Here is a 26243-nt window from a genome sequence, read left to right as displayed (position 1 = left end):
GAGGAAACCTGTGAACCGGACGCAGTTCACAACTACACAGGGCTCTTAGCGCACAACGGCATACTCGTGTCCGCAAGCCAGGCAATGACTCAGCCATTCCCCCAGGAACAGATTGAGCTGGGCCTTTTCGTCCGGCTGATGCATCGCGGCGTTCGGGTAAGGATAGATGCCGCGAAAGCGTCGTGCATGTTCGGCGCTGATAACTTCGGCCATGCGCGCGTCGTGGTACACCTGAACTTCCAGTTGCGGCACCGGCAACCAGGGCAGGCTGTGTTCCTGGCGCACTTGCAAGGTGGTGGTGTATGGACAGGCTTGCAGCACTTCCAGGGCCAGCACGCCGAGCATCTGGTCGCCCTGGGTCACGGCAATGCGCCGGGCCGCCGGATCGTTGCGCATGTCTGGCAATAGCCGCATCAGGCGCGCGTAGTTGGCCTCGCAGGAAGCTTGCAGCCCCACGAGATCGACCCGATAGCGATCGCGCAGCTTGTTTACGACCATAACCCCCTCACTTCAACGCGATTCAAAGCCAGCCATTGCAAGGCAATGATGCTTGGCGCGTTGGCAATACGTCCGTCGCGCACGGCTTGCAGGGCATCGTCGAAAGCCCAGACCGTGACGCGAATATCTTCTGCCTCTTCCTCCAGCCCATGCAGGCCGCCAACCCCGGCACTGTCACAACGCCCCAGATACAAATGCACGAATTCGTTACTGCCACCCGGCGATGGAAAATATTTGGTCATCGGCCAGAGTGCCCCGAATACAAGCCCAGCTTCCTCCTGCGCTTCGCGGTGAGCAACTTCTTCCGGTATTTCGTCCTTGTCGATCAGACCGGCGACCAGTTCGATCAGCCACGGATTGTCGGTCTTGCCCATGGCGCCGACGCGAAACTGCTCGATCAGCACCACTTCGTCGCGCTGCGGATCGTAAGGCAACACACACACCGCATCGTGGCGCACGAACACTTCACGATTGATCTCGCGACTCATGCCTCCGGCGAACAATTCGTGGCGCAAGTGCACACGGTCGAGCTTGTAGAAGCCCTCATAGCACTTTTCGCGCCGAACGATATCAACGGCGGTCGGAATGGCGTTGGCAAAATCAGTCATGAACAATCCTCGTTTACTCAAATCCTGTACGAGGCTCCTTTTTGTTACTTGCAACCTCGACTTCGCGCCATCCTAACGCGCCCGCCATGTTTGATGCAGCCCCTTTACAGTCAGCGGGATAGACGGTGAGGGCGAAACCAACTCTAATTAGCTTAGTGGCGAACTGACTGCTTCGTTGAGAGTCGAAGCGGGTAACTTTTCGCCTTCCCCTGTTTCATTAAGGACGCCCATGTCGCTTTTCAAGATCGCCTCTGTGGCCGCCATCGCCCTGACCCTGGGTGCGTGCCAGAGTCTGTTCCAGCCCAATTACCGGGCGCCGCTGGAAACCACCCGCGACGCTTCCGAACAGCTGAAACCAGGTTGCGCCAATCCTGATTGCCCGCTGGTGAACATCGATACGCTGCGTTTCCCGGCTGAACCCGCGCTGGACGGCATCATCGAAAAACGCCTGCTGCAAATGACCCGCATCGCGCCCGACGCCCCTGTGGCACCGACGCTGGCGGCGTATCGAGAGCAGTTTTTAAGCAGTGCCGGGCCGCACTACAGCAGCTACCTGCAAGCCAAGGTACGTGAACAGCATGACGGCTTGGTGATCATTGAATTGTCCAGCTACCTGGACACCGGCGGTGACCATGGCACGCCGGGCCGCGGTTTCATCAACTATTCACGTCAGCAGCATAAAGTGCTGACCCTCTCGGACATGGTGATCCCGGGTCAGGAAGAAGCGTTCTGGAAAGCGGCCCAGGTGGCGCACAACAGCTGGCTGATCAGCACCAAGCTCGATCAGGAGCCAGAGTTCGTCAAACGCTGGCCCTTCGTCAAAACCCAGAACGTGGCGCTGACCTACGGCGGGGTGATCCTCAAGTACGAAGTGAGCACCCTCGCGCCTTACGCACTGGGCCACGTCGAACTGAAGATCCCCTACCCGCGCCTGAACGGCATTCTCAAGCCTGAGCTGTTTCCCGGCCGTAGCTGAAGGCCCGACCAAGCACCAGTTGCAGCAGCCCTGCCAGTACCAGCGACGGCAGGGTTGCGCCGATGTCCGGATAGAGATTGGCCAGCAGGTGATAGGTGCTCACCCCGCCCAACCAGGCGAGCAACGCCGGCCAGCGCAAGGCAGCCGACGCCACCTGGCTACTGCGTTTGCGCAGGATGAAATGATCCACCAGCACCACGCCGAACAGCGGCGCAAACACCGAACCGATCAACAGTAGGAAGTTCTGGTACTGGGCCAATGGCGCCAGGCAAGCGATAAGCGTGCAGATCACGCCGATGGCCAAGGCCAGATGCTCGACTTTCAAGCGCAGCAGAATCCCGCTGGACACCGCTGCCGAATGAATATCGGCAAAGGCATTTTCCGACTCGTCCAACAGAATCAGTAGCAGTGGAATGCCCAGACCGGCACCGGCCAGCGCCAGCAGCAAGGCATTCACTTCACCGCTCGGCGCGAACGCCAGGGTGTAGGCCACGCCCAGGCTCATCAGCCAGAAGTTACCGATAAAGAAACCCAGTGCCGTACCGCCGAAGACATTCTTCGCACGCTTGCCGAAACGCGAGTAGTCGGCAATCAGCGGCAGCCAGGACAGCGGCATCGCGATCGCAATGTCGAAGCCCACGGCGAACGGCATCGAACCATCACCGGCCTGCGCCCACAACGCCGCCAGATCGGCCTTGGCGAACAGGTTCCAGGTCAGCCAGATGCATGCGGCCAACAGCAGCCAGATGCCCCACTTGCGCAGGATCTTGCGCACGAAAGTCAACGGGCCGCTGACCGCCAGCAAGGTCGCCAGTGCACCGAAGAACAGCGTCCACAAAAGCGGATTCGACCACAGGCTGCCTTCGCTGAATGCACGGGCGCCGAGCAGGCTGGCGGCGTCGCGCATCACGATGATTTCGAACGAGCCCCAGCCAATCAGTTGCAGCAGGTTCAGCACCGCCGGAAGGCTCGCACCTTTTTTACCGAGGCTGAGTTTCAGCGCGGCCATCGACGACAGCCCGGTGTCGCTGCCGATCACGCCGACAGCGGCCAGCAACAGCACGCCGACCAGCGTGCCGAGAAAAATCGCCAGCAATGAGCCGGACAGGCCCAGCCCCGGAGCGAGCAGCGCGCCGGTCTGCAACACCATCAGGCCGATGCCGAGGGAGAACCACAGGGAAAACAGATCACGACCGCCGAAGACGCGCTTGTCGGTCGGTACCGCGGTATCCGGGGAGTAAGTGCTGGGTTGGATGCTCAAGGGGGTGTTATCTCGGAGGGATAAGTGTGTCTGTGGGATTTTTGGTGCCTGATCTGGCGCTTTCGCGAAGACGGCAGCACAGCCGCCGTCAATCACAGGTCAGATCAAACCTTCTTGTACAGCTGACTACCTTCCTGCTTGAACCGCTCAGCCTGTTCCGCCAGTCCCTTGGCGACGTCGGCGTCGACAGTTTCGATCCGCTGGTTGGCCGCGTATTCACGGACTTCCTGGGTGATCTTCATCGAGCAGAATTTCGGTCCGCACATGGAGCAGAAGTGCGCGACCTTGGCCGAATCCTTCGGCAGGGTTTCATCGTGGTACGAGCGCGCGGTGTCCGGATCGAGACCCAGGTTGAACTGGTCTTCCCAGCGGAACTCGAACCGCGCCTTGCTCAAGGCGTTATCGCGAATCTGCGCGCCCGGGTGCCCTTTGGCCAAATCGGCAGCGTGAGCGGCGATCTTGTAGGTGATGATCCCGGTCTTCACGTCATCCTTGTTCGGCAGCCCCAGGTGTTCCTTCGGCGTCACGTAGCAGAGCATGGCGCAACCGAACCAGCCGATCATCGCCGCACCGATACCGGAGGTGATGTGGTCGTAGCCCGGGGCGATGTCGGTGGTCAGCGGGCCGAGGGTGTAGAACGGCGCCTCGTCGCAGCACTCGAGCTGCTTGTCCATGTTCTCTTTGATCAACTGCATCGGCACGTGGCCGGGGCCTTCGATCATGCACTGCACGTCGTGCTTCCAGGCGATTTTGGTCAGCTCGCCGAGGGTTTCCAGCTCACCGAATTGCGCTTCATCGTTGGCGTCGGCAATCGAGCCCGGACGCAGGCCATCGCCCAGCGAGAAGCTGACGTCGTAGGCCTTCATGATTTCGCAGATGTCTTCGAAATGGGTGTAGAGGAAGTTTTCCTTGTGATGCGCCAGGCACCACTTGGCCATGATCGAACCACCACGGGAGACGATGCCGGTCACGCGTTTTGCGGTCAGCGGCACATAGCGCAGCAACACGCCGGCGTGGATGGTGAAGTAGTCGACGCCCTGCTCGGCCTGCTCGATCAACGTGTCGCGGAACAGCTCCCAGGTCAGGTCTTCGGCGACGCCATTGACCTTCTCCAGTGCCTGATAGATCGGCACGGTACCGATCGGCACCGGCGAGTTACGGATGATCCATTCGCGGGTTTCGTGAATGTGTTTGCCGGTGGACAAGTCCATGACCGTGTCCGAACCCCAGCGAATGCCCCAGGTCAATTTCGCCACTTCTTCTTCGATGGACGAACCCAGCGCGCTGTTGCCGATGTTGCCGTTGATCTTCACCAGGAAGTTACGGCCGATGATCATCGGTTCCAGTTCGGTGTGGTTGATGTTCGCCGGAATGATCGCGCGACCGCGGGCGATTTCTTCACGGACGAATTCCGGGGTGATGATTTTCGGCACGCTGGCGCCAAAGCTGTGGCCGGCGTGTTGCTGGTCCAGCAGGCCTGCGGCACGGGCCACTTCGAGCTTCATGTTTTCGCGGATGGCGACGTATTCCATCTCGGCGGTGATGATGCCTTTGCGGGCGTAGTGCATCTGGCTGACGTTGGCACCCGCCTTGGCGCGGCGTGGGTTGTTGACGTGGGCGAAGCGCAGCTTGGTCAGCTCCGGATCGGCGAGGCGTTCCTGACCGAAGTTGGAACTCAGGCCGGACAGACGCTCGGTGTCGCCACGGGATTCGATCCACGGCGAACGCACATCGGCCAGGCCTTTGCGCACGTCGATGATGACGTTGGGGTCGGTGTACGGGCCCGAGGTGTCATACACCACCACCGGCGCGTTGATTTCACCGCCGAAGTCGGTCGGGGTCACATCAAGGCTGATTTCGCGCATCGGCACGAGGATGTCGGGGCGCGTGCCCTGGACATAGATTTTTTGCGAGCGGGTAAACGGCTGAACCGATTGCTGATCGACCTTGGCCGAATCACTCAGGTTGGTTGCGATTTTTGATTTTGTAGTCATCACGGGCTCTCCAGACACACATCCAGGCAGTGGATTTTTGTCGGAGCGAACCTGTAAACGAATGGACGCACGGGCGCTGGAAATTCCAGCAGGTGCTGTGCTCGATGCTCGAGGGGTGTTCGATTGTCGAACAACATCCCGGACGAAGCACAAGAGGACTCGCCGGGTGACGAGAAATCTTGTTCCCTACGCAGGCGCTAACCTGATCAGGTTCAACGGGATCCGAAATTATTCGATCTCAGCCTCATAGCAAGGCACCCCGACAAGAACCCGGCCAGTCTAGACATAACCGGCAAAGAACGCCAACACCACGGTAAACACCGTGATGAATGGCGCAATCAGCGGATTGTTGCCGTGACTGCGTGCAACTACACTCGCTACGCCGTGCCGCGCCTTGACGCTCTGCCTTGACGCTGCAGTGCGCCGCGCCGTAGCCTTGGCGTTCAAATTATCAGCATAATTTTTTAGGGATGGCCTCATGCTGCGCAAACTCTCACTGGCCCTTGCCGTGTCTTGTGCGTCCAATGGAATGGCCTGGGCAGCAGAAGCGCCCTTATCGACCAAGACCGACCTGGTCAGCGTCTATCAGGAAGCGGTGGACAACAACGCCGATATCGCCGCCGCCCGCGCCCAATACGGCGCCCAGAAGGAAGTCGTGCCCCAGGCCCGCGCCGGGTTGCTGCCCAACCTGTCGGCCGGTGCCAACCTGAACGACACCCGCACCGCGCTCGATCAGCCATCGGTAACCTCGAACCGCAGCGGCACGGTGTATCAGGCGACCCTGTCGCAACCGATTTTCCGCGCCGACCGCTGGTTCCAGTTCCAGGCCGCCAAGGACGTCAATGAACAGGCCGCCCTGCAACTCTCGGCTACCGAACAGAACCTGATCCTGCAAAGCGCCGAAAGCTACTTCAACGTGCTGCGCAGCCAGGACAACCTGGCCTCGACCAAAGCCGAAGAAGCAGCCTTCAAGCGCCAGCTCGACCAGTCCAACGAGCGCTTCGACGTCGGCCTGTCGGACAAGACCGATGTGCTGCAATCCCAGGCCAGTTACGACACCGCGCGGGCCAACCGGATTCTCGCCCAGCGTCAGGTGGATGACGCGTTCGAAGCGCTGATCACCCTGACCAATCGCCAGTACAACTCGATCCAGGGCATCGTCCACACCTTGCCGATCCTGCCGCCGGCACCGAACGACGCCAAGGCCTGGGTCGATACCGCCGCCAAACAGAATCTGAATTTGCTGGCCAGCAACTACGCGGTGAGCGCCGCCGAAGAGACCCTCAAGCAACGCAAGGCCGGGCATGCCCCCACCCTGGATGCGGTCGCGCAATACAAGAAAGGTGACAACGACGCCCTCGGCTTTACCAACCCGAGCGCGACCGGCGTGCGTTACGGTGGCGATGTCGAACAACGCACCGTCGGCCTGCAATTGAGCATCCCGATCTACAGCGGCGGTCTCACCAGCTCCCAGGTGCGTGAGTCTTATTCACGGCTGGATCAGACCGAGCAACAACGCGAAGCGTTGCGTCGCCAGGTCGTGGAAAACACCCGCAATCTGCACCGCGCCGTGAACACCGACGTCGAACAGGTGCAGGCGCGTCGGCAGTCGATCATTTCCAACCAGAGCGCGGTGGAAGCGACCGAAATCGGTTATCAGGTGGGGACGCGCAACATCGTCGACGTGCTCGATGCCCAGCGTCAGCTGTACACCTCGGTGCGCAACTACAACAACACCCGCTACGACTACATCCTCGACAACCTGCGCCTGAAGCAGGCCGCCGGCACCTTGAACCCGGGGGATTTGCAGGACCTGACGCGTTACCTCAAAGCCGACTACAACCCGGACAAGGACTTCTTGCCACCGGATCTGGCCAAGGCTGCGGCGGAACAGCTCAAAGCCAAACCTTAAAAGCAAAAGATCGCAGTCTTTGGCAGCTCCTGCATTGGGATCGATGTACACCCTGCAGGAGCTGCCGAAGGCTGCGATCTTTTTGTTTCAGGCAACCGGTCTAACGCTCGATCAACCGCCCCAACCCATCCAGCAACCGCTGCAACGCGCCCTGATTGGTGCGCATCACCTTCAGCCCCGCCTCCGCCATCCGCTGCGCATCGCGCGGCAGTTCGAACAGCCGCTGCACCGCCAGCGCCAGCCCTTCGGCATCATCGACCTCGGCCAACGCTCCGGCGCTGCGTAACTGCGCGGCGATTTCGAGGAAGTTGAACAGGTGCGGCCCGCTGAGCACCGGTTTGGCCAGGGCCGCCGGCTCCAGCAGGTTATGGCCGCCGTTGGGCACCAGGCTGCCGCCGACGAAAGCGCTGTCGGCCAAGGCATAGAGAAACAGCAACTCGCCCATGGTGTCACCCAGCAGCACCGACGTGTCGGCGGTCACCGGCTCACCCGTCGAACGCCGTACCGTGGCGAAACCTTTTTGCCGGCACAACTCGAACACCGGATTGAAACGCTCCGGGTGACGCGGCACCAGAATCAGCAAGGCATCGGGGTGATTGGCCAGTAGCCGACGATGGGCATCGAGCACCACTTCGTCTTCACCTTCATGGGTACTCGCGGCGATCCACACCGGGCGTTCCAGCGCCTGCCATTGTCCCCGCAATTCGGCGGCACGCTGCAACAGCTGCGGATCGATAGTCAGGTCGAACTTGATCGAACCAGTCACTTCGACGGTTTCCGGGCGCGCGCCCAAATCGCGAAAACGCTGGGCCTCGGCTTCGGTCTGCACCGCGAACAGGCTCATCTCGGCGAGCATTGGCCGGGTCAGTTTATGGAAGCGGCCATAACCTTTGGCCGAGCGCTCTGACAGTCGTGCATTGGCCAGGGCCACGGGAATCCCGCGTTTGGCGCACTGATGGATATGGTTGGGCCAGAGCTCGGTTTCCATGATCACCGCCAGTTTTGGCCGGGCCCGATCAAGGAATCGCGCCGCGGCGCAGGGCAAGTCGTAGGGCAGATAGCAGTGCTGAATGCGTGGCTCATTGGCAAACAATGCCTGGATGCGCTCGGACCCGGTCGGGGTCATGCAAGTGACGGTAATCGGCAGCGTCGGATAACGTTGCAGCAGGGCACGAATCATCGGTGCCGCGGCGATGCTTTCACCCACCGATACCGCGTGCACCCAAAGGCCGCCCGGCTTCATCGCCGGCAGCGCGAGGGAGAAACGTTCGCCGATGCGTTTGGCGTACGCCGGCGCCTTGCGCGCCCGCAGCCAAAGCCGAATCGCTACCAATGGCAGCCCCAGGTAAAACAGCGCGGTGTAGAGAGTTCTATTCATGACGGCGGAGTTTATCGGTTTTTTAGCCGATCGCCTGCAAGTGCACGGCAAAACGTTCCGCCAGCCAACGGGCTGCCGGGCCGAGGGGCTCGTCGCGGCGCCAGACCAGTTCCACAATCAATGCCGGGGGCGTCCATTCACTGGTCAGTTCAACCATCAGATTCTGATACGCCGGGTACTGCACCACATGGCGCGGCAACCAGGCCCAGCCAAGGCCGCGCATCACCCATTCGGCCATCACGTAGAAACTGTCGGCACGCCACACCTGCGGGCTGGCCGGCTCACTGCCGGGGTAGACGCTGGACTGCGTGGACATCAGCAACTGTCGATGCTGCGCCAGTTGCTGGCAATCGACCTGCATCTGCCTGGCCATTGGATGCCCCACGCCGCACACGGTGACCATCTCGACACTACCCAGCACACGCCGTTCGAGGGCTTCGGGAATCTGCTCATGATAAAACAGCAAGCCCAGGTCCGCCCGGCGCTCCACCAGTTTGCGCGCCACATCGCCCTGAGCGGCGCTGGTCAGCTGCACTTCGAGGCTGGGAAATTGTTCAGCCAGGGCCTCGAAGCTTTCAACCACCGCCTGATAGGGCATCGCCTCGTCCTGGGCCACACGCAGACTCGCTTCCTGACCGCGCATCATCGCCAATGCCCGGCCGTTGAGGCGCTCACATTGGCGCAGCACTTCCCGCGCCTCTTCAAGCAGGGCGGTACCGGCTTCGGTGAGTTTCGGCTGACGACCACTGCTGCGGTCGAACAGGCTGACGCCCAAGTCCTCCTCCAGCAGCGCAATCGAACTGCTGACCGCCGACTGCGCCTTGCGTTGATCCCGCGCCACCGCGGAAAACGATCGTTGCTCCGCTACCCTGACAAACAAGCGCAGCTGTTCCAGATTCCATTGCATGTTCATGGCTCAACCCATCTTCAGAACAGATAGGTAATGACTTTACCGCATCTGGCCAATCACTAAAATGCCGACCTCAGAGAGCAACACTTCTTACGAGGATTGAACCATGACCGCTTACTACTACCTGGCCATTGCCATCTGCGCCGAAGTGATTGCTACCGTTTCGATGAAAGCGGTCAAAGGCATCAGCACGCCACTGCCGCTGCTGCTGGTCATCGTCGGTTACGGCATTGCTTTCGGGATGCTGACCCTGGTGGTGCGCAGCGTTCCGGTCGGCGTGGCCTACGCGGTGTGGGCCGGCATGGGCATCGTGATGGTCAGCGTCGCGGCGCTGTTTATCTACGGGCAGAAACTGGATGTACCGGCAATGCTGGGGATGGCGCTGATTGTGCTGGGTGTGGTGGTTATCCAGCTGTTCTCGAAGACTGCCGGACACTAAAACCCGAAGCACGATCTATTGTGGGAGCGGCGGTGCGGCGATCCGACTTGCTCGCGAAAACGGTGTGCCAGGCAACAACATTGATGTCGACTGACATGCCCTATTCGCGAGCAAGCCCGCTCCCACAGGTTTTGCATCTCCCTATTGATCACCAACAAATCCCCTGCGCATCGAGTCTGTATACTGCGCCCTCGTCTTGAACACTGAGGTCGCTGCATGCCATCCGTTATTTCCACCGACGTTCTGATTGTCGGCGCTGGTGTCGCCGGCCTCTGGCTGAATGCGCGCCTGCGCCGCCAGGGCTTTTCGACCGTGCTGGTGGAAAGCGCCAGCCTCGGCGGCGGGCAGAGCGTGAAGTCCCAGGGCATCATCCATGGCGGCGCCAAGTACGCCTTGCACGGTGCCCTGACTGGCGCCTCGGAAGCCATTGCCGACATGCCGCGACGCTGGCGTGAAGCCCTGGCCGGCGCCGGCGAGCTGGACCTGTCGGGCGTGCGCCTGCTCTCCGAAGCTCATTATCTCTGGTCCCCCGGCACCCTCGCCGGCAACCTCACCAGTTTCTTTGCCAGCAAGGCCGTGCGCGGGCGGGTCGATCAGGTCAAGGGCGAACAACTGCCCCCGGCCCTGCAAGACAAGCGCTTCAAGGGCAAGGTCTATCGCCTGGCAGAACTGGTGGTCGACGTGCCGAGCCTGATCCGGCGCCTGGCCGAGCTGGCCGGCGACGGCCTGCTGGCCGGTCAGCACATTGAACCACTGCTGGAAAACGGCGTACTGGTCGGTTTGAAAGTCGACGAACGCGAGATCCGCGCCCAACGCATCGTTCTCAGCGCCGGTGCCGGCACCGCCGACCTGCTCACGGCACTGGGCCTGAGCCAGCCGGCCATGCAACGCCGCCCGCTGCACATGGTCATCGTCAAGGGCCCAGGCCTCAAACCGCTGTACGCCCATTGCCTGGGTGGCGGGCCGAAGCCGCGCATCACTGTGACCACTCACCCGGCCGCCGATGGCCAGTGGGTCTGGTACCTGGGTGGCGACATTGCCGAAGCCGAAGGCGTGGCCCGCGATCCTGCCGCGCAAATCGCCACCGCCCAGAAGGAACTTGGCCAACTATTGCCGTGGATCGACCTGAGTACCGCGCAGTGGGCAACCTTGCGGGTCGACCGCGCCGAGCCGTTGCAATCGGGCCTAACCCGCCCGGACAACGCCTTTCTCGCCGAGCAGGATCGTCTGCTGGTGGGCTGGCCCACCAAGCTGGCCCTGGCGCCGGACTTCGCTGACCGCGTCATCGCCTCACTGCAACGCGACGGCATTCAGCCGAGCCATCCGGCGCCGTTGCCGGAACTGCCGAAACCGCCGATGGGCATTCCTGCCTGGGAGCAACTGCTGCCATGAGCCAACCGACCCTGCACGACTTGCATCGCCCATTGGGCAGCACCGGCCTGCTGGTCTCGCCGCTGGGCCTGGGTACGGTGAAACTTGGCCGCGATCAAGGGGTGAAATACCCCAACGGTTTTCAGATCCCCGGCGATGACGAAGCGCGCAGGTTGCTCAAACTCGCGCGCGACCTGGGTATCAACCTGATCGACACTGCACCGGCCTATGGCCGCAGCGAAGAGCGCCTCGGCCCGCTACTGCGAGGTCAGCGTCAGGACTGGGTAATCGTCAGCAAGGTCGGCGAAGAATTTGCCGACGGCCAGTCCAGCCATGACTTCAGCGCGACGCATACCCGGTTCTCGGTGGAACGCAGCCTGCAACGCCTGGAAACCGATGTTATCGACCTGGTGCTGGTGCATTCCGATGGCAACGACCTGGCAATCCTCAATGGCAGCGAGGTGTATGCGACCCTTGCCGAGCTAAAACGCGAAGGCAAGATTCGTGGCTTCGGCTTCTCCGGAAAAACCGTCGACGGCGGTTTGAAGGCTCTGGAACAAGGTGATTGCGCGATGGTCACCTACAATCTGAACGAACAGAACGAGAAGGCCGTCATTGACTATGCTGCTGCTCACGGCAAAGCGATCCTGGTTAAAAAGGCCCTGGCCAGCGGCCATGTGTGCCTGAGCCCGGGCGTGGACCCGGTGCGCGCCAGCTTCGAACTGTTGTTTGAACACCCGGGGGTGGCCAGTGCTATTGTCGGGACCATCAATCCGCTGCACCTCGCCCATAACGTCGCGACCGTTGCCCAGGTCCTTCGTAGAAACTGATGCCGCCCACGCGGCCTTAAGCAGGAGCCGACATGCCGCGTACGCTCATAAGAAAGAACCCGAGCAACTTCAAGACCCTGCCGTTATTCGTGGAAGCGACACCCGAAGGCCTGAGTTATCAGAGCGTCGGGATGCCGCTGAATTTTTCCCAGACCCTGCAACGCCGCCGTCCGGTGACGGTGGCCGACAGCGAGCGGTTTGCCCTGGAGTTGGCGAACCTTGGCGTTTCGGTGCGCCTGACCCTGCATTGGCAGAATCGCGATTACTGGGTGTTGGTGCGTCAGCGTCGACAGGACCGCGGCGATGTGGTCCTCAAGCTGATCTCCGGTTACGTGCCAGCCCATGAACTGAACCTGCCGCTGCACACGGCAACCCAGGAAATTGCCGAAGAGTGCCTGCTGGAAACCCCGGAAGGCTGGCTTGGCGGCCGTTTCAACGAAACCTGGCTACCCGCGCCCTACTCCTCTGCGCTGCACTATCGCGAGGCTTTGCCGTTCCGCCTGACCCCGTTGTCCGGCTCGGCGCGGCCGGTGCGCTGCGCCAACATGCCGCTGATCGAACGCCCGCAGGCTTACGTGCACTTGCCGACCGCATCACTGCAATTGATCTACGACTTGCGCCTGGACGTGCCCAAGGAAGCCAAATCCCTGAGTCTGTTCCATGTCGACGAACGGCTGGAGGGCGATCAACTGGTGGCCCGGCTTGATCGCAAACGTCCCGACTTGTACTTGATGCCCCTTGAAGATGGGGTGCCCCTTCCCGAGTTGTATACGCTCAAGCGCGATAAACTTTTACCGGCCAGTACCCGTGGACTGTATCTGGCGGAGAGCTTTGCTATCCAGCAAGGCTGGGTGGTCCGTGAAGAACGTATTCGCTGGAAGGACTGGATCGCACAACAAGGGCTGGGAGTACCGAAAGCTCAGCGACCAGGGTTGAAGCAACTGAGCGTAAAGGCTCTCCGACTGGTGAGGCTGGTGCGGGGAACGCTGAGTAAATAATGGTGAAGTCGTCGCGGCTGTTGAGTGAGATTTCCAGATTGGCGTTACGATCCAAAGCCACATCTCACGCGACTTTCGCCTAGCCAGATCGCTGCTTGTCCATGAACGTGCGCAACTGCGCAAATAAATGAAAGTAGCGATTCTCGCGTTTGCCCATGCCTCGCTTGGGAGAGAACGACTCATCAGCAAATGCACCGGTAATACGAACACGGGAAGCCTGGGTATCCATGGTGCAGATCCTGGCTCCTGCCTGTTGCAGTACGTATTTGAGCAGTCGTTCGGAATGTAACGTCCTTCCTGTCGCTTTGCAGAAGTCGAAGATGTGCTCAATCCTTTTCCCATAAGCCCTGTAGGTATCACGCCCACAAATGGCAAAACGATCGTTCAGCCCTCCCCACCACTGCCAATCAGGGATATAGCTATTCCGCCGCCTGGCTTCGGGGTGGTTGAACACATAAGCGGGAAGGGGTGTGTGATAGAAATTATCCGGCCGAACGAATACAACGAAATCAGGATTGAAGGACTCCATCATGGCCGTGACGGTGTGCAGCGAATTCAGCTGATAGATCAGGTTGCGAAGTGATGCGTACTCATCCGCCCAGGTATCGCCGAGTGCCTTGACTTGTTCAAAGTTCCAATGTTCCAGAACACCTTCCGTTGAGGTGAGCAAGCCCGTCATTGACTCGAAGGCCTTGTAGTTGTCCGCCTTCAGTTCACCTCTTTCACCTGAACGCGTGTTCTGGATTTCGTCGATTTTATACAGATGATAAAAGCATTTTACGTTGCTGTTCGGAGGCAACTGCGCAAGAACGCTTTCTTGAATGGAGGGAAAGCAGATTTCCGAGTTTCTTGGAATACCAAAAAAAGCCACCGCAATATTTAACACTCGACAACACCCCTGAAAGAAAACGAGCCCACTTTGCCGCGTCCGGCTGGCGTCATTTGCGACGAAGCAATACTTGCCACCAACGACGACGCTGCAAAGGCACGACAATGACGTCCGACTTCTGCAACCAGTCCCGCTCATAGTCCCAGGCATGCCCGCTCCAGAGCTTCCCTGCCTCGTTGGAAAAACCCAGCGTCATCAGTTGATAGGTATAACCGGTGTGGCTGCGCAGCCAATCGAACAACACCAGCGCATTGAAGCCGGTGGAAGGTCCAACATAACGTTTGCCTCCCGGTCGATCGACCGGGTAGTTCCACAGCGCCGGTAAAGGAATACGCTCCCAAAAAAGAGCTACTCGCGGCAGAGGGCACATCGCCTGCGTACTTCCCACCAGCATCGTGAAGCAACGCTCGCCAGCGTGTTGGAAAAGTCGCTGCACTTCAGCTCCATAGGGAAGGCCGAAGAAGTAGGCATCCGGCGCATTGAAACCATGCACGAATACATTGACGCTCTGCGGGCAAAGCAATGCTGATTTAACACAGGTATTGAAACTGACCACTACGTCATCGATGCCAATATTCAGCGCCTGGAAATCGGCCGACGTAATAGCCGGATTATTGGCTATAAGCACAACACGAGCGGCCGTGCGCAAGCACTCTTTCAACGCTTCCGGCAGTCCATCCATAACGGACTGGTGCCCACCAGGCAGCCCATCCAGCGCTACTTGTTCACAGGCTTGAGGCTTTTGACCGTCCATAAGCTACTCCGGAACCTTCATCCCATGGCGTAACTTGACCCACAGGCGAGTGAATGCTGATGGCGGTCGCCAAGGACGCATTTCACGCTGGATTTCAACAGCGAGGGTACGCCCCACGCGTGCGAAGGAATACTGGCTCTCAGCGAACACCTGCCCGTTACTGGCGATACGAGCCGCTAACGCAGGGTCACTCTCCAACAGCTTGAGTTTTTCCAGTGCCTCATCTTCGGAGCGATAGAACACGGTGTTGTGCATATCCTGAAAACCCAACAACCGATCTTCTTCACCCTGACTCCAGGCCAGCAATACACAGCCACAGGCCATGGCTTCAAAGTTCTTGATCATGAATTCGCCCATGCCTATATCGGCACTGACAAAAATCTTGATGCGATTGAGTGTTTCCAGATATTCGGCGCCTGACTGGGTCCGGGTTACCAACATGCCGGTACGCCGAGCCAGCGATTCAAGGACTGCCTTGCGCTGCGCATATTCGGTACTTTTCAGACTGCCCAGAAAACCGATCGGAATGTCTCGAACACCGCCCATGTTATGCAGCATCTGTTCGTCATACCCTTTTGAAACGAACACTGCATCAATATTTTCAGCTTGCATCCTACGCGCAACAACAGCTCCAGAAACCAGTACGCGAGAGCTTGGGAGACGACTATACAGGCGCGAATATACCCGCCGGTACTTACTGTTGGGCATGTAGTTCTGATAGGCGTCATGTTCGAGAAAAATCAGCCCGGGAATACACTTCAGAACTCTGACCTGCGGGACGAGGCGCTTGACCCTGGAGAAAACCACGACTCGGTCGAAGTTCTGATAATTGACTGAAGCCAGAAACGGACCGAGATTCATCTGTTGTGGTTTGCTTAGGCGATAGACAACGCAATCGGTGCAATTCTGCTGCACGATTTCATACAGGCGGTCCAATATGACGCGCTGCTCATCCATCACCAGGAGCATGACTTTCATAAAATAATTACCACAAGACAAAAGCAGGTAAGCGCGGGTTCGTACCGGCCAACGTCAACGGAAACGGTTATACCCTCACGGTAAAACCGTTCACATACAGTACAAAATGAGAAACACCCACCTCAACGACTGCGGATCTTCTCGACGATCGCCGTCGTCGAGCTGTTTTCCACCAGCCCCAGCACTTTCACCGTCCCGCCGTAAGCTTTGACGATGTCTGCACCGACCACTTGGTCGATCCCATAATCACCGCCTTTGACCAGTACGTCCGGCTTGACCTCGCGCAGCAGGTTTTCCGGGGTGCCTTCAGCGAAGCTGATCACCCAATCCACTGCGCCAAGCCCTGCCAGTACCGCCATGCGACGATCGACGCTGTTGATCGGACGACCCGGCCCTTTCAGGCGGCTCACCGACGCATCGTCGTTGACCGCTACGATCAGACGATCACCCTGGGCCCGCGCCTGTTCAAGGTAGGTCACATGGCCGGCATGCAGGATATCGAAGCAGCCGTTGGTGAAGACAATTTTCTCATTGTGCGCACGTGCGTCATCGACCGCCAGCAGCAACTGCTCCAGACCCAGCACTCCACGCTCGGAGCCCTCTTCACGCTGGATCGCGCGCCGCAGTTCCGGCGCGCTGATGGCAGCGGTACCGAGCTTGCCGACCACGATACCCGCCGCCAGGTTAGCCAGGGCCACCGCATGGGGCAGTTCTTCGCCAGCGGCGATCGCCGCCGCCAGGGTCGAAATCACCGTGTCACCGGCGCCGGTCACGTCAAACACTTCACGGGCACGGGCCGGCAGGTGCAGCGGCGGATGATCCGGACGCAGCAGCGTCATCCCGTGCTCACCACGGGTCACCAGCAGCGCGCCGAGGTCCAGGTCGTGCATCAACTGCGCCCCCTTGCTCACCAGCTCGTGTTCATCGGCGCAACCGCCGACGATGGTTTCGAACTCGCTGAGGTTCGGGGTGATCACGCTCGCCCCACGGTAGATCGAGAAATCCTTGCCCTTGGGATCGGCCAGCACCGGAATGCCACGGGCACGGGCAGCCTGGATCAGTACCTGGTGGTTTTTCAGCGCGCCTTTGCCATAGTCGGACAACACCAGCACCTTGATGCCTTCGAGCAGCTCGTCAACTTGCTCGCCCAGCGCCAGGGCGTCGGTTGCGAAAGGCTCTTCGAAGTCGATACGCAGCAATTGCTGGTGACGGCTCATGACCCGCAACTTGACGATGGTCGGCTGGTGCGCGATGCGCTGGAACAAGGCCCGCACGCCGGCGCCCTTGAGGCTATTGACCAGGCTGTCGGCCGCTTCGTCGTCGCCGGTCACGCCAACCAGCGAGGCCGGAGCACCGAGCGCGGCAATGTTCAGGGCGACGTTGGCGGCACCACCCGGGCGGTCTTCGATTTGCTCGACCTTGACTACCGGTACCGGCGCCTCAGGGGAGATCCGTGAGGTACCACCATGCCAGTAACGGTCGAGCATGACATCGCCGACCACCAAGACAGGGGCTTGATTGAATCGCGGCATGGACAACTTCATGGAGCAACCCACATACAAAATGAACAAGGGCGCGATATTAGCACAGGGTTGGCGCTGGCTTGCGTGATGGCTGCAACCGGATGAATCGGCGGGATTTTCTGTTCATTTATTAAGCAGAAATGACGATAACTTGCGACAGGCGTCCGCGAGTTGCAGCGTTTGGGTATCGATCTCGCATTCCGCCGTCAGCGGCGCCTCGGGAACCGGCATCGACAAGGTCTCACTCATAACCGAGCATTTCGTAATCGCGCTGGTACACCCGCCGCACCAGCCGACGGGTACGCACCGAGCAGAAATCACGGGCAAGCATCGGGCGCCGCTGTTGCGAGCAGTTGACGTGGGGCAACACCAGCGAGCGACCCAGTTGCTCACAGACCAGCCGGAAATCCCGCTCCAGATATTCCTGATAGCCGATGAAATCCAGGGCCAGGCGCCCCAGGGAATCGGTGAGAAAATCCGTTTGCGCGGCAAAATGCATTTGTAGGCTGATCGTCTCCGAATGCAGCCAGCGAGCAACGAAATCATCGAAGTCGCGGTAGTGGCTGACCAGTTTCTGCGCCGTCTTATCCCGTCGCCCCAACTCGTTGCCCCGTAAAAAAGCATAAGCCGAGTAGGCCCTTTCCAGCGGATCACGAACGAAGGCGAACTTGAAACTGGCGGCAAACTGCTCGGGAAATTGCTGTTCGTACCAATACAACGGCAAGTGCCCGGGGCTCCAGCCATCGAACATCGCCACACACACACTGCCCCCGGCACATTTGGGGACATGAATGAATAGACAGGAATGCTGTTCGAAGGCCTGGGGAAAGCTCAGATTGGCCGACATCGACGTGTTGACCACCTGACGGTCCACAACCGAAAGGCGCCCCAGCAGAAAAGCCCGCTGCGGTTTGGGCAATAGTTTCCAGAGATATCGTTGCAGCATGGCAGCACCCGCGCGAAAGGGATCATCCTCTCGATTCAAGTCAACGTTCGTTCAGGAACCTTAACAAGCGCGTTGCCGAGATTTATTCCGGCTTGGTCAAGAAGCGTAAGTATCTGGATACAAACCACCGGACGCGTTGCACGCCGGCAAATGCGAGGGTGAGCCAGGCTCACCCTCATAGAAGTCAGGCGATATCTTCAGCCGGGGCGTCGAGGCCCATGGCGTTCAAGCGGGCGTAATAGCCGTTCTGCGCCAAAAGCTCGGCATGGGTGCCACGCTCGACGATCCGGCCCTGATCCATGACCAGAATCAGGTCAGCCTTCTCGATCGTCGACAACCGGTGAGCGATCACCAGGGTGGTCCGGCCTTTCATGACCTGATCCAGCGCAGCCTGGATATGCCGCTCGGACTCGGTATCGAGGGCCGAAGTGGCTTCGTCGAGGATCAGCAACGGCGCATTCTTCAGCAGGGCCCTGGCAATCGCCAGACGCTGACGCTGACCGCCGGACAGCAATACGCCATTCTCGCCTACCTGGGTGTCCAGGCCTTCGGGCAATTGCGCGATGAAGTCCATCGCGTAAGCATCTCTCGCCGCTTTCTCGATGTCTTCGCGGGGTGCGCCGGCCAGATCGCCATACGCAATGTTGTTGGCCACGGTGTCGCTGAACAGTGTCACATGCTGGGTCACTTGGGCGATGTGCTTGCGAAGGTTCAATAATTTGTACTGTTCCACTTCAATGCCATCGATCAGGATCTCGCCCTTGTCGTGGTGATAGAAGCGCGGAATCAGGTTCGCCAGGGTTGACTTGCCACTGCCCGAACGTCCCACCAACGCCACCATTTGCCCAGGTTCGACCGAGAAACTGATGTCATCGAGCACCTGACGCTCGGTGCCCGGATAGGTGAAGGACAGGTGGCGCACATCCAGCCGACCGCTGACGGCATCGCGCTCGATAGTGCCGGTATCGACTTCGGGTTCGACGTCCAGTTGCTCGAAGATACTTTCGGCGCCGGCCACTCCTTTCTGGATGGTCGAGCTGACTTCGGACAATTGGCGGATCGGTTTAGGCAGCAGGCCTGCCAGGGTGATGTAGGCCACCATGTCACCGGCGGATGCATCACCACGCAAGTACAGCACCAGGAACATCAGCGCCGCCATGGCGCTGTAGATCACCAGTTGCAGCAGCGGCGTATAGATGGCGCCGGTGCGGGTCATGCGCAGTTGCTTTTCGGTGTTGCCCTGGCTGGCGTTGAAGAAACGCTTTTCTTCGTAGACTTCGCCGCCGAAGCTGCGCACCACGCGATAGCCCTGGATAGTTTCCGAAGCCACGTGGGTGACGTCACCCATGGCGGCCTGGATCTTCTTGCTCTGTTTGCGGAATTTCTTGCTGGCGGTGCCCACCATCAAGGCAATCAACGGCAGGATAGCAACCATGACCAGCGTCAGCCGCCAGTTCATGAACAGCAGCGAGGCGAACAGGAAGATCACCGTCATGCCTTCACGGATTACGACCTTGATCGCATCTGTGGCCGCCCCCGTGACCATGGTCACGTTAAAGGTGATGCGCGATATCAGATGACCCGAGTTATGCTTGTCGAAATAACGGTTGGGCAAGACCAGCAAATTGTTGAACAACTGCACCCGCAAATCGTGGACCAGCCCGAGGGAAACCTTGGCCAGAAAGTAGTTGCCCAGATAAGATCCCAGCCCCTGCCATGCCGCGATCAGGATGATCAGCAGAGGCACTGCCTGCAGCAGTTGCAAATCGCGCAGGTACGGCACGGTTGGAAACAGCACCGCTTCGGGATTGGACAAGCCGTCGACGAAATACTTGAGGATGTAGCCGAGCATCGGCTGAGTCGAAGCGAAAATCAGAAAGCCGACGATGCTGATCAGAAACAGACTGATGTACGGCCGGACATAGCCGAGCAGGCGGAAGTAGATTTTCAAGCTCGATGGGCTTGCGCTGAGACTGGAGTCGGTCATATCACGCGAATGTCGATAAAAAGGACGCTGACTTTAGCACAGCTTCTTCCGGGTTCTGGCAATCGCATAAAGGCTGTTATTGTTATGCGTCATATCAAGCATCAAATAGCCATCACGCCGAAATGGCCGATCAACTTCAGGATTGAATCTTTCAGCATGCAACTCAGTGGTTTCAACAGCACGTCCAATCGAGTCTTCGATTTCATTTGCCTCTGGATTCTTCCACTCGGCTACTTCCTGCTTCTGTGCGCGCTGTTCTTTCTGCCGGGCCGCAGTCTGCATCACAAGCTTTTTTATGGCCTGTTCAGTATTCCATCGTTTATTGCCCTGTGCCTGCGTCCCCGTGAGCTCAAAGAGTTGCTGCGCGAACCGATCTTCGTCGCGGCACTGTTGTTCGTCGCCTGGGCCTTGCTCAGCCTGAGCTGGGGGCCGCCGATGGAGCGAAGCATCGTTGGCCAGTTCAAACCCTCCTTGCACACGCTATTGCTGTTCGCCGGCAGCTACCTGCTGGTGCGCTATCGAAGCGAGATCGTCCAGCCCTTGCTGTTCAGTGCCGCGATGGTCGGGCTGATCGTTTCGATCTACAACCTGTTCATGTTCAGCCGCATTTACGAACCGGGCATGCGCCTGATCGGTGGCGGCGCATTCGACAATCCGTTGCTCAGTTCCCATGTGTTCGGCTTCTTTTGTACCTACTGGATAAGCCTGAGCATGACCTGCAAGCGTCGCCAGATGCTCTGGTTGAGCATCCCGGCGATGGCGATCATGTTCACTGCGGTGATCGCTACCGGCTCCAGAACCCCGCTGGTTGCATTGACACTGGCTGCGCTCTGGCTGAGCTTCATTTGCTGGAACCGTCGCTCTTTCGTGTTGCTGGGCGCCCTGGTTATCAGCGGCGCAGGGGTTGCCGTACTGTTTTCGCAGATGATCATCGAACGCGGCGACTCCTACCGCTTCGAAATCTGGCAGTTGGCCCTGCACAAAATTGCCGATCATCCGTGGATCGGTCATGGCTACAACGCCCCCCTGACCCTCGACCCCGGTATCGGTTACACCCTGCAAGAGCCCCACAGCTTCGCCTTGGGTGTGCTCTATTACGTCGGTATTTTCGGTTTGCTGCCGTGGCTGTTCTTCCAGGCCCGGGGCTTGCTGAACAGCTGGTACTATCGCCTGCAACCGCTGTTCATCATCGCCTCGAGCTGGCTGGTATTTGGCATCGGCGCAGGCATGACCGAAGGCGGCGGGATAATCTCCCGGCCGAAGGAGCACTGGTTCCTGCTGTGGATTCCGCTGGCATTGATCGCCGCGCTGAGCATCAACCAGCGTGCCAGACGCCTGTTGGCGATGTCGATTAAAACGTTGACGCCAATGGCCGAGCAACAACTGATCGCCAATGCCCAAGTGATTGAAGAAGACGGGCTGGGCCCCAAAGTCTTGCGCCTGATCGATGGCAGCTTCCTCAAGCTGTTCCGTCCTCGTCGCTGGTACACCTCGGGCAGTTTCAATCCCTATTCCGAACGCTTTGCCTCCAACAGCGTGCAATTGCGCAACATGGGAATCCCGACCCCGCAAATTCTGGACCTGTACCGATTCAGGGACGGCAGCAGTGCCGTGCATTATTCGCCGCTACCGGGCAACACCTTGCGCCAGGTGCTTCAAGGCATCACCGCGCCTGCGGTGCGCCAGGCGCTGGTTGAGCGTTTCGGCAAGTTCATGGCACAGCTGCATGAACAAGGTGTCTATTTCCGCTCCCTGCACCTGGGCAATGTACTGGTCCTGGATGACGGTGAGTTCGGCCTGATCGATCTGGCGGATATGCGCATTTATCCGTCATCGCTGAGCCTTTCCCTGCGCAAACGCAATCTGCGCCATATGCAGCGTTACACCGAAGATCGACGCTGGCTGTTCGAAGACCACTTTGACGCACTGCTTCAGGGATATGCCGTGATGGCGTCGAAATCAGCCGTGGCTAATCTGCACAGGCAAGTGCTGGCAGGGAGTCATCCCGCCCGGGCCCATTAACGGTTGTTGGCCGCCAAGGTTTCATCCATCGTGAAAGCTGGCTACAAGTGGTGCTGCGCCTGATCGGCATCTACACCCTGTATCAGCTTGTCTGGCGGCCGAGAAGATCGCTCGTTAAAGCTTGATCACACAATCCAGGCAAGAACGCGCCAGGGCGGGTTCAGTCTTTCTCCAGCGGCGAGAAATACAACCGCCCCAGACCACGCCAGGTCTTCTTGTTCCAGGCCTTGAACGGTATCTGCGCCAGCAGTTCACGCGCCAGCTTGCGGTCGCGATTGGAGGTTTTCAGGAACATCGAGCTGAGGAATTTGTAGCGTACCTCGTCGTACAGCGGATGATCGCTGAACAGCGCGTAGGAGCGCAGGATGTTGTCGATCATGAAGCGGTTATTCTTGTAGGAATTGGTGGCGTGCTTGCGATAGCGCGCCATCAGCACATTCAGGCCATCAATGAAGTAACCGGCGCGGGTCACCTTCAATTCGATCAGCAAGTCCTCCAGCCGAATGTTCGGATCGAAGCCGCCCACCTTGTCCAGCGCTTCGCGGCGGATCATCAAGGTCGGTGCCGGCGGATAGGGCTTGCGCTCCAGAAACATGTCATCGAAATCCAGACGACGGAACGGTACATCGCGACGCTGACGTTTCTCCGGATAGAGGTTGCCGTCGGCGTCGATCAGCTCGATGTTGCCGGCGCAGATCCCGACCTCGGGTTTGCCGTCCATATACGCCACCTGGGTGGCGATGCGCTCCGGCAGCATGATGTCATCGGACCCGAACGGCACGATCAAACTACCCTTTGAGCGCGCAATGGCGCCGTTGAGGGTGTTGGTCAGCCCCTGGTTCTGCTGGACCCGGAAATCGAAACCGTGCCGCGCCTGCAAGGCATTGATGCGCTCGACGCTGTCATCGCTGGAGCCATCGTCGATGACCAGCAACTCGATATTTTTGTAGGTCTGATTGAGGACGCTGAGAATGCTTTCCTCGATATAACGACCATGGTTGTACGACGCGATGATGACCGTGACAAGAGGTTGCGCGTCACTCATGGTTGCTCCTTGCGGGCTTGGCTCAAGCCGGAATCGATCAGGTTCAGGTACTCCTGACGGAACACCTCGATGTCGTGTTGCTCCTGGAGATAACGATAGGCCTGTTCGCCCTTGGTCTTGAGCTCGTCATCCGACAGCCCCAGGTAATTGTCCAGCGCAGCGACCAGCGTCGGCACGTCCGCCGGGGTAATCGCCAGCCCCCCTGCGCCCTGAATCAGCGGCAACATCGCCGGTACGTTCGAGGCGATCACCGGCAGATGCCCGCTCATGCCCTCGAGCAACGCCAGCCCCAGGCCTTCGGCCAGCGATGGCATGGTCCAGATGTCGAACGCCCGAACATACTGCAAGGCGTTTTCCTTGAAACCCAGCAAATGTGCGCGACCGGTCAGCCCCAGGCGCTCGATCTCGGCGGCCAGGCGCGATTCTTCACGCCCCGCACCAATGATTGCCAGTTGGGTGTTCGGGTATTTGTCCTTGAGGGTGGCAAAGGCCTGCAGCAGATAGGTGTGGCCCTTGACTGGCACCAGCCGGCCCAATGCGCCGATCAAGCGCACTGACGGATCGATACCCAACAATTCGCGGGCACGCTCGCGGCTGTGCTGCAAACCTTCAGCCTGCTCGATGTCGATGGCGTTGGTGATTGCGTAGGTATTCTGGTCGGTAAAGCCGCAGTCGCAATCGAGCAGGTACTGTTTGACCGCTGGCGACACACCGACGAAGCGCCAATGGCGATCGATCAGGCGTTGGGTCTGGCGGCGCCGGTAAAACCGGTCGTACTCGCCAAAACCGTGGGAGATGCCGATGCACAGCGGCACCTTCAACCAGCGGTTGAGCGCCAGCATCATGTTCACCGGTTTGAAGCGGTTGCAAATCACCACGTCGAATTTTTCTGTGCGGCAGAACTTGTACAGCTGCCACATGGCGCGCAGGCGCATGCCCTTGAGGGATTTGTCGGAAAACTCGAAATACACCGAGCGGTCGGCGCGACTCACTGCCTCGCCAGCCCCCGGCTTGCCGCGCAGGAACGCCGCGGTCACTTCATAGCGTTCGCTCGGCAGGGCCTTGACGATCTGCTCCGCGAGGTCGGCAAAATCATGGGCTTTGACGTTGTAGTCAGGCTGCAACTGCAGAACCTTTGACCGTTGACTCATAACTCTCCCCGGTGAAAACCAGTCGCATCGATGACCCAGGCCGGCTCGGCGGCGAGGCGCCTGATCTCGGCTGGATCGGGTGGGGGCAACCGTGACCACTCGTTGCGTTTCCAGCAGACGAAGTGGAAATACGGAAACCGGCGATCGCCATCGCGATCGTTACTCAAACAGCCATTGCGCCAATACCATTGGTGTGGAAAGTCATCCGTGCCATCGTGCCACTTGATGCAACCACCTGGGGTAAATACGGAATCAGTAAGAATACGTGGGCATGGATTGATCACAGAAATACTCATTGCTGCCTGGACACGCCGCCATGCCAAGCCACGCGATATGTCATTTCTGCCTCACAGAGGTTTCACCATGCTTCAGAACCCAGAACAACTCATGGCGCCTGACCGCCTTGCGAAAGAATTCATTCTCTCCATAGACCGGCGGCACTCTACGGGCCAGCAACCACTGTATCAACCGTCGCAAACGGCGCTTGAACGGCATGGGCGGTTGCAGGTCGTGCATCATGCCCAGCGCCATGGCTTTATCACGCTGACGCGCCAAAGGCATTGGCAGGCAGCAGGGCTGCATCGGCGTTGTCGAATCGAACGCCGGCGGCAGGGCGATGCCATGAGCCGCATCCCCCATTGGCCAACGATCATTGTCATGCAGATGGTTGGCGTAGCCAAGCATGGTGGTCGGCTGCCACTCCAGGCCGCTCAACGCTTCCAGAACCGCTGCCTGGGCACAGATGTGATCCGGGTGCGGGTCGAGGGTCGGGTGCGGCAATACGATCACTTGCGGACGCGCCCTCAGCAACAGCTCACGCAGATCGGCCAGCAAATTATTCCAGGTCGGCGCACCATCGACATCGCCCGGCAGGGCAAATGGATTCAACTGACGAAACAACCGGGTGTCGCTCAAATCCGCTTCGCGCGACCCCACCGGCGTGGCCGGCTCGGCCTGCATCTTGGCCAGTTGCAGGCAAAAATACCCCAACTGCACACAATGGGCCTCGGGCACCCCGGCCCAGCGCGGTACAGCGATGCTGTCCCAGGCCCGCAAACGGCCCTTGAGGCGAGCCGCCTCGACCGTGTTCAGGCCCATCTGTTGATAATGTTCGGCTTCGATTTCACCGGCAGTCAGGGTGACGATCCAGGCTTCGTCGGCCTGGCTGTACAAACCGTAGGCGGCCAATTCAGCGTCGTCGGCATGGGGCGCAATCACCATCACTCGCTGACGGCGGTAGTCCGGTTGTTCGAACGCCCAGAGTACAGGCTCGCCGAGCAATCGGCAGAAACGCCCGCGCAAACGCAACTTACCTTGCGACAGCACGTGTGCCTGACCACTGAGATTGAGGTAACGCAAGCCGTTTACACCGCGCTCGAATGTTTGCCGGTCGGGACTATCGCCCCCCAGCAACTCGACCACCGGATCGATAAAGCGTCCCAGCCAGGTACTTTTCACCCGTAGCGCCAGTATCAGCGTGGCGTCATCGACCAGCATGACGCCCTCATCCAGGCACAGCCGTTCACCGTCCAGGTGGATCTTGGGCTGTGGGGTATACGGCGGGAAGCTGTATTGGTAATCGTCTTGGGAGGAATAAAACAGATGGTCGGCAAACCACGCCTCGTGGGCGATCCAGCCCAGCACCGCAAGCACCAGCGGCAGCCACCAGGCCACCAGCACGCCGATGGCGATCAGTAGCATCAACGCAATCAACAGACCGATGCGTTTGTTGCGCCGATGACGCTTGAGCAGTTGCTGTTTGCGGCTCATGGA

The 26243-nt window shown here is 59.3% G+C and carries 23 protein-coding genes, 1 pseudogene and 1 riboswitch; of the genes and pseudogenes, 7 read left to right on the top strand and 17 right to left on the bottom strand.

Annotation, left to right across the window (positions count from 1 at the left end; translation table 11 throughout):
- Positions 1-45: 45 nt before the first annotated feature.
- Positions 46-498 carry a DUF1249 domain-containing protein gene (locus PSH64_RS02590; RefSeq protein WP_007939629.1) on the bottom strand — a complete coding sequence of 151 codons (453 nt, stop codon included), beginning with the start codon at positions 496-498 and terminating at the stop codon, positions 46-48.
- On the bottom strand, positions 489-1106 hold the full coding sequence (locus tag PSH64_RS02585) for an NUDIX domain-containing protein (RefSeq protein ID WP_105340501.1): 618 nt from the start codon (positions 1104-1106) through the stop codon (positions 489-491). Before PSH64_RS02585 ends, PSH64_RS02590 begins: the two co-directional genes overlap by 10 nt.
- A 229-nt stretch (positions 1107-1335) precedes the next feature.
- On the opposite strand from PSH64_RS02585, the gene PSH64_RS02580 reads away from it, so the two are divergent.
- Positions 1336-2082 (top strand): RsiV family protein, encoded by a 747-nt coding sequence (locus tag PSH64_RS02580; protein WP_105340502.1) that lies wholly within the window; start codon positions 1336-1338, stop codon positions 2080-2082.
- Here PSH64_RS02580 and cytX read toward each other — a convergent pair.
- From cytX to PSH64_RS02565, 3 genes are all read right to left on the bottom strand, one after another.
- Positions 2051-3343, bottom strand: coding sequence for a putative hydroxymethylpyrimidine transporter CytX (cytX, locus tag PSH64_RS02575; protein WP_305479835.1), 1293 nt, complete (start codon positions 3341-3343; stop codon positions 2051-2053). The two genes, PSH64_RS02580 and cytX, sit on opposite strands and share 32 nt — an antisense overlap.
- Positions 3344-3447: 104 nt before the next feature.
- Entirely contained in the window at positions 3448-5337 is a 1890-nt protein-coding gene (thiC, locus tag PSH64_RS02570; RefSeq protein ID WP_105340504.1) for a phosphomethylpyrimidine synthase ThiC, read from the bottom strand.
- Between the two features lie 166 nt (positions 5338-5503).
- Positions 5504-5609, bottom strand: a riboswitch (TPP riboswitch).
- A gap of 7 nt (positions 5610-5616) precedes the next feature.
- Complete coding sequence (locus PSH64_RS02565) at positions 5617-5784, bottom strand: hypothetical protein (RefSeq protein WP_181150631.1); 168 nt, start codon at positions 5782-5784, stop codon at positions 5617-5619.
- 31 nt (positions 5785-5815) lie between these two features.
- On the opposite strand from PSH64_RS02565, the gene PSH64_RS02560 reads away from it, so the two are divergent.
- On the top strand, positions 5816-7249 hold the full coding sequence (locus tag PSH64_RS02560) for a TolC family outer membrane protein (RefSeq protein ID WP_105340505.1): 1434 nt from the start codon (positions 5816-5818) through the stop codon (positions 7247-7249).
- 100 nt (positions 7250-7349) lie between these two features.
- On the opposite strand, the gene waaA is transcribed toward PSH64_RS02560, so the two are convergent.
- Positions 7350-8627, bottom strand: a complete 1278-nt coding sequence (waaA, locus tag PSH64_RS02555; protein ID WP_305479834.1) for a lipid IV(A) 3-deoxy-D-manno-octulosonic acid transferase — start codon at positions 8625-8627, stop codon at positions 7350-7352.
- A gap of 22 nt (positions 8628-8649) precedes the next feature.
- Entirely contained in the window at positions 8650-9540 is an 891-nt protein-coding gene (locus PSH64_RS02550; protein WP_305479833.1) for a LysR family transcriptional regulator, read from the bottom strand.
- A gap of 103 nt (positions 9541-9643) precedes the next feature.
- Here PSH64_RS02550 and PSH64_RS02545 point away from each other — a divergent pair, with 103 nt between their 5' ends.
- From PSH64_RS02545 to PSH64_RS02530, 4 genes are all read left to right on the top strand, one after another.
- The gene (locus PSH64_RS02545) at positions 9644-9976 is read left to right on the top strand and encodes a multidrug efflux SMR transporter (protein WP_007939639.1); all 333 of its coding nucleotides are present in this window, start codon (positions 9644-9646) and stop codon (positions 9974-9976) included.
- Between the two features lie 216 nt (positions 9977-10192).
- The gene (locus PSH64_RS02540) at positions 10193-11368 is read left to right on the top strand and encodes an FAD-binding oxidoreductase (protein WP_305479832.1); all 1176 of its coding nucleotides are present in this window, start codon (positions 10193-10195) and stop codon (positions 11366-11368) included.
- Positions 11365-12177 (top strand): aldo/keto reductase, encoded by an 813-nt coding sequence (locus PSH64_RS02535; protein ID WP_105340510.1) that lies wholly within the window; start codon positions 11365-11367, stop codon positions 12175-12177. The genes PSH64_RS02540 and PSH64_RS02535 overlap by 4 nt, the downstream gene beginning before the upstream one ends.
- Before the next feature lie 32 nt (positions 12178-12209).
- Positions 12210-13175, top strand: coding sequence for a metal ABC transporter ATPase (locus PSH64_RS02530; protein WP_105340511.1), 966 nt, complete (start codon positions 12210-12212; stop codon positions 13173-13175).
- A 79-nt stretch (positions 13176-13254) separates the two neighbouring features.
- On the opposite strand, the gene PSH64_RS02525 is transcribed toward PSH64_RS02530, so the two are convergent.
- The 6 genes from PSH64_RS02525 to msbA all read right to left on the bottom strand — a co-directional run bounded on the left by PSH64_RS02525 (position 13255) and on the right by msbA (position 20252).
- Positions 13255-14061 carry a hypothetical protein gene (locus PSH64_RS02525; protein WP_305479831.1) on the bottom strand — a complete coding sequence of 269 codons (807 nt, stop codon included), beginning with the start codon at positions 14059-14061 and terminating at the stop codon, positions 13255-13257.
- A 52-nt stretch (positions 14062-14113) separates the two neighbouring features.
- The gene (locus PSH64_RS02520) at positions 14114-14818 is read right to left on the bottom strand and encodes a hypothetical protein (RefSeq protein ID WP_305479830.1); all 705 of its coding nucleotides are present in this window, start codon (positions 14816-14818) and stop codon (positions 14114-14116) included.
- A gap of 3 nt (positions 14819-14821) precedes the next feature.
- Positions 14822-15796, bottom strand: a complete 975-nt coding sequence (locus PSH64_RS02515) for a glycosyltransferase (protein WP_305479829.1) — start codon at positions 15794-15796, stop codon at positions 14822-14824.
- Positions 15797-15918: 122 nt separating this feature from the next.
- Positions 15919-17340 carry a bifunctional D-glycero-beta-D-manno-heptose-7-phosphate kinase/D-glycero-beta-D-manno-heptose 1-phosphate adenylyltransferase HldE gene (hldE, locus tag PSH64_RS02510; protein ID WP_105340515.1) on the bottom strand — a complete coding sequence of 474 codons (1422 nt, stop codon included), beginning with the start codon at positions 17338-17340 and terminating at the stop codon, positions 15919-15921.
- Between the two features lie 220 nt (positions 17341-17560).
- A complete protein-coding gene (locus PSH64_RS02505; protein WP_305479828.1) occupies positions 17561-18265 on the bottom strand; it encodes a sulfotransferase family 2 domain-containing protein in 705 nt (234 codons plus the stop codon).
- Positions 18266-18449: 184 nt separating this feature from the next.
- A complete protein-coding gene (msbA, locus tag PSH64_RS02500) occupies positions 18450-20252 on the bottom strand; it encodes a lipid A export permease/ATP-binding protein MsbA (protein ID WP_105340517.1) in 1803 nt (600 codons plus the stop codon).
- Positions 20253-20408: 156 nt separating this feature from the next.
- Between msbA and PSH64_RS02495 the strand changes: the two genes are divergently transcribed.
- Entirely contained in the window at positions 20409-22274 is a 1866-nt protein-coding gene (locus PSH64_RS02495; RefSeq protein ID WP_105340654.1) for a bifunctional O-antigen ligase/aminoglycoside phosphotransferase family protein, read from the top strand.
- 160 nt (positions 22275-22434) lie between these two features.
- On the opposite strand, the gene PSH64_RS02490 is transcribed toward PSH64_RS02495, so the two are convergent.
- The 4 genes and pseudogenes from PSH64_RS02490 to PSH64_RS02475 form a co-directional block, all read right to left on the bottom strand.
- A complete protein-coding gene (locus PSH64_RS02490; protein WP_105340518.1) occupies positions 22435-23319 on the bottom strand; it encodes a glycosyltransferase in 885 nt (294 codons plus the stop codon).
- The gene (locus PSH64_RS02485) at positions 23316-24470 is read right to left on the bottom strand and encodes a glycosyltransferase family 4 protein (RefSeq protein WP_305479827.1); all 1155 of its coding nucleotides are present in this window, start codon (positions 24468-24470) and stop codon (positions 23316-23318) included. The genes PSH64_RS02490 and PSH64_RS02485 overlap by 4 nt, the downstream gene beginning before the upstream one ends.
- Positions 24467-24727, bottom strand: a pseudogene (locus PSH64_RS02480) (hypothetical protein); the annotation flags it as partial. The gene PSH64_RS02485 and the pseudogene PSH64_RS02480, both read right to left, overlap by 4 nt.
- Before the next feature lie 79 nt (positions 24728-24806).
- Entirely contained in the window at positions 24807-26240 is a 1434-nt protein-coding gene (locus tag PSH64_RS02475) for a PIG-L deacetylase family protein (protein WP_305479826.1), read from the bottom strand.
- Positions 26241-26243: the final 3 nt, after the last annotated feature.

It is taken from the genome of Pseudomonas sp. FP1742, assembly GCF_030687145.1.
GTDB classification, from domain to species: domain Bacteria; phylum Pseudomonadota; class Gammaproteobacteria; order Pseudomonadales; family Pseudomonadaceae; genus Aquipseudomonas; species Aquipseudomonas frederiksbergensis_D.
The sequence above is the reverse complement of the archived record's forward strand: the minus strand, read 5'-3'. Positions and strand labels throughout refer to the sequence as shown.

Bases quoted from the DNA above. Each gene is read 5' to 3' on its own strand.
- PSH64_RS02590 (WP_007939629.1), bottom strand. From the start codon at position 498: ATGGTCGTAAACAAGCTGCGCGATCGCTATCGGGTCGATCTCGTGGGG.
- PSH64_RS02585 (WP_105340501.1), bottom strand. From the start codon at position 1,106: ATGACTGATTTTGCCAACGCCATTCCGACCGCCGTTGATATCGTTCGG.
- PSH64_RS02580 (WP_105340502.1), top strand. From the start codon at position 1,336: ATGTCGCTTTTCAAGATCGCCTCTGTGGCCGCCATCGCCCTGACCCTG.
- thiC (WP_105340504.1), bottom strand. From the start codon at position 5,337: ATGACTACAAAATCAAAAATCGCAACCAACCTGAGTGATTCGGCCAAG.
- PSH64_RS02560 (WP_105340505.1), top strand. From the start codon at position 5,816: ATGCTGCGCAAACTCTCACTGGCCCTTGCCGTGTCTTGTGCGTCCAAT.
- waaA (WP_305479834.1), bottom strand. From the start codon at position 8,627: ATGAATAGAACTCTCTACACCGCGCTGTTTTACCTGGGGCTGCCATTG.
- PSH64_RS02550 (WP_305479833.1), bottom strand. From the start codon at position 9,540: ATGAACATGCAATGGAATCTGGAACAGCTGCGCTTGTTTGTCAGGGTA.
- PSH64_RS02545 (WP_007939639.1), top strand. From the start codon at position 9,644: ATGACCGCTTACTACTACCTGGCCATTGCCATCTGCGCCGAAGTGATT.
- PSH64_RS02540 (WP_305479832.1), top strand. From the start codon at position 10,193: ATGCCATCCGTTATTTCCACCGACGTTCTGATTGTCGGCGCTGGTGTC.
- PSH64_RS02535 (WP_105340510.1), top strand. From the start codon at position 11,365: ATGAGCCAACCGACCCTGCACGACTTGCATCGCCCATTGGGCAGCACC.
- PSH64_RS02530 (WP_105340511.1), top strand. From the start codon at position 12,210: ATGCCGCGTACGCTCATAAGAAAGAACCCGAGCAACTTCAAGACCCTG.
- PSH64_RS02520 (WP_305479830.1), bottom strand. From the start codon at position 14,818: ATGGACGGTCAAAAGCCTCAAGCCTGTGAACAAGTAGCGCTGGATGGG.
- PSH64_RS02515 (WP_305479829.1), bottom strand. From the start codon at position 15,796: ATGAAAGTCATGCTCCTGGTGATGGATGAGCAGCGCGTCATATTGGAC.
- hldE (WP_105340515.1), bottom strand. From the start codon at position 17,340: ATGAAGTTGTCCATGCCGCGATTCAATCAAGCCCCTGTCTTGGTGGTC.
- PSH64_RS02505 (WP_305479828.1), bottom strand. From the start codon at position 18,265: ATGCTGCAACGATATCTCTGGAAACTATTGCCCAAACCGCAGCGGGCT.
- msbA (WP_105340517.1), bottom strand. From the start codon at position 20,252: ATGACCGACTCCAGTCTCAGCGCAAGCCCATCGAGCTTGAAAATCTAC.
- PSH64_RS02495 (WP_105340654.1), top strand. From the start codon at position 20,409: ATGCAACTCAGTGGTTTCAACAGCACGTCCAATCGAGTCTTCGATTTC.
- PSH64_RS02490 (WP_105340518.1), bottom strand. From the start codon at position 23,319: ATGAGTGACGCGCAACCTCTTGTCACGGTCATCATCGCGTCGTACAAC.
- PSH64_RS02485 (WP_305479827.1), bottom strand. From the start codon at position 24,470: ATGAGTCAACGGTCAAAGGTTCTGCAGTTGCAGCCTGACTACAACGTC.
- PSH64_RS02475 (WP_305479826.1), bottom strand. From the start codon at position 26,240: ATGAGCCGCAAACAGCAACTGCTCAAGCGTCATCGGCGCAACAAACGC.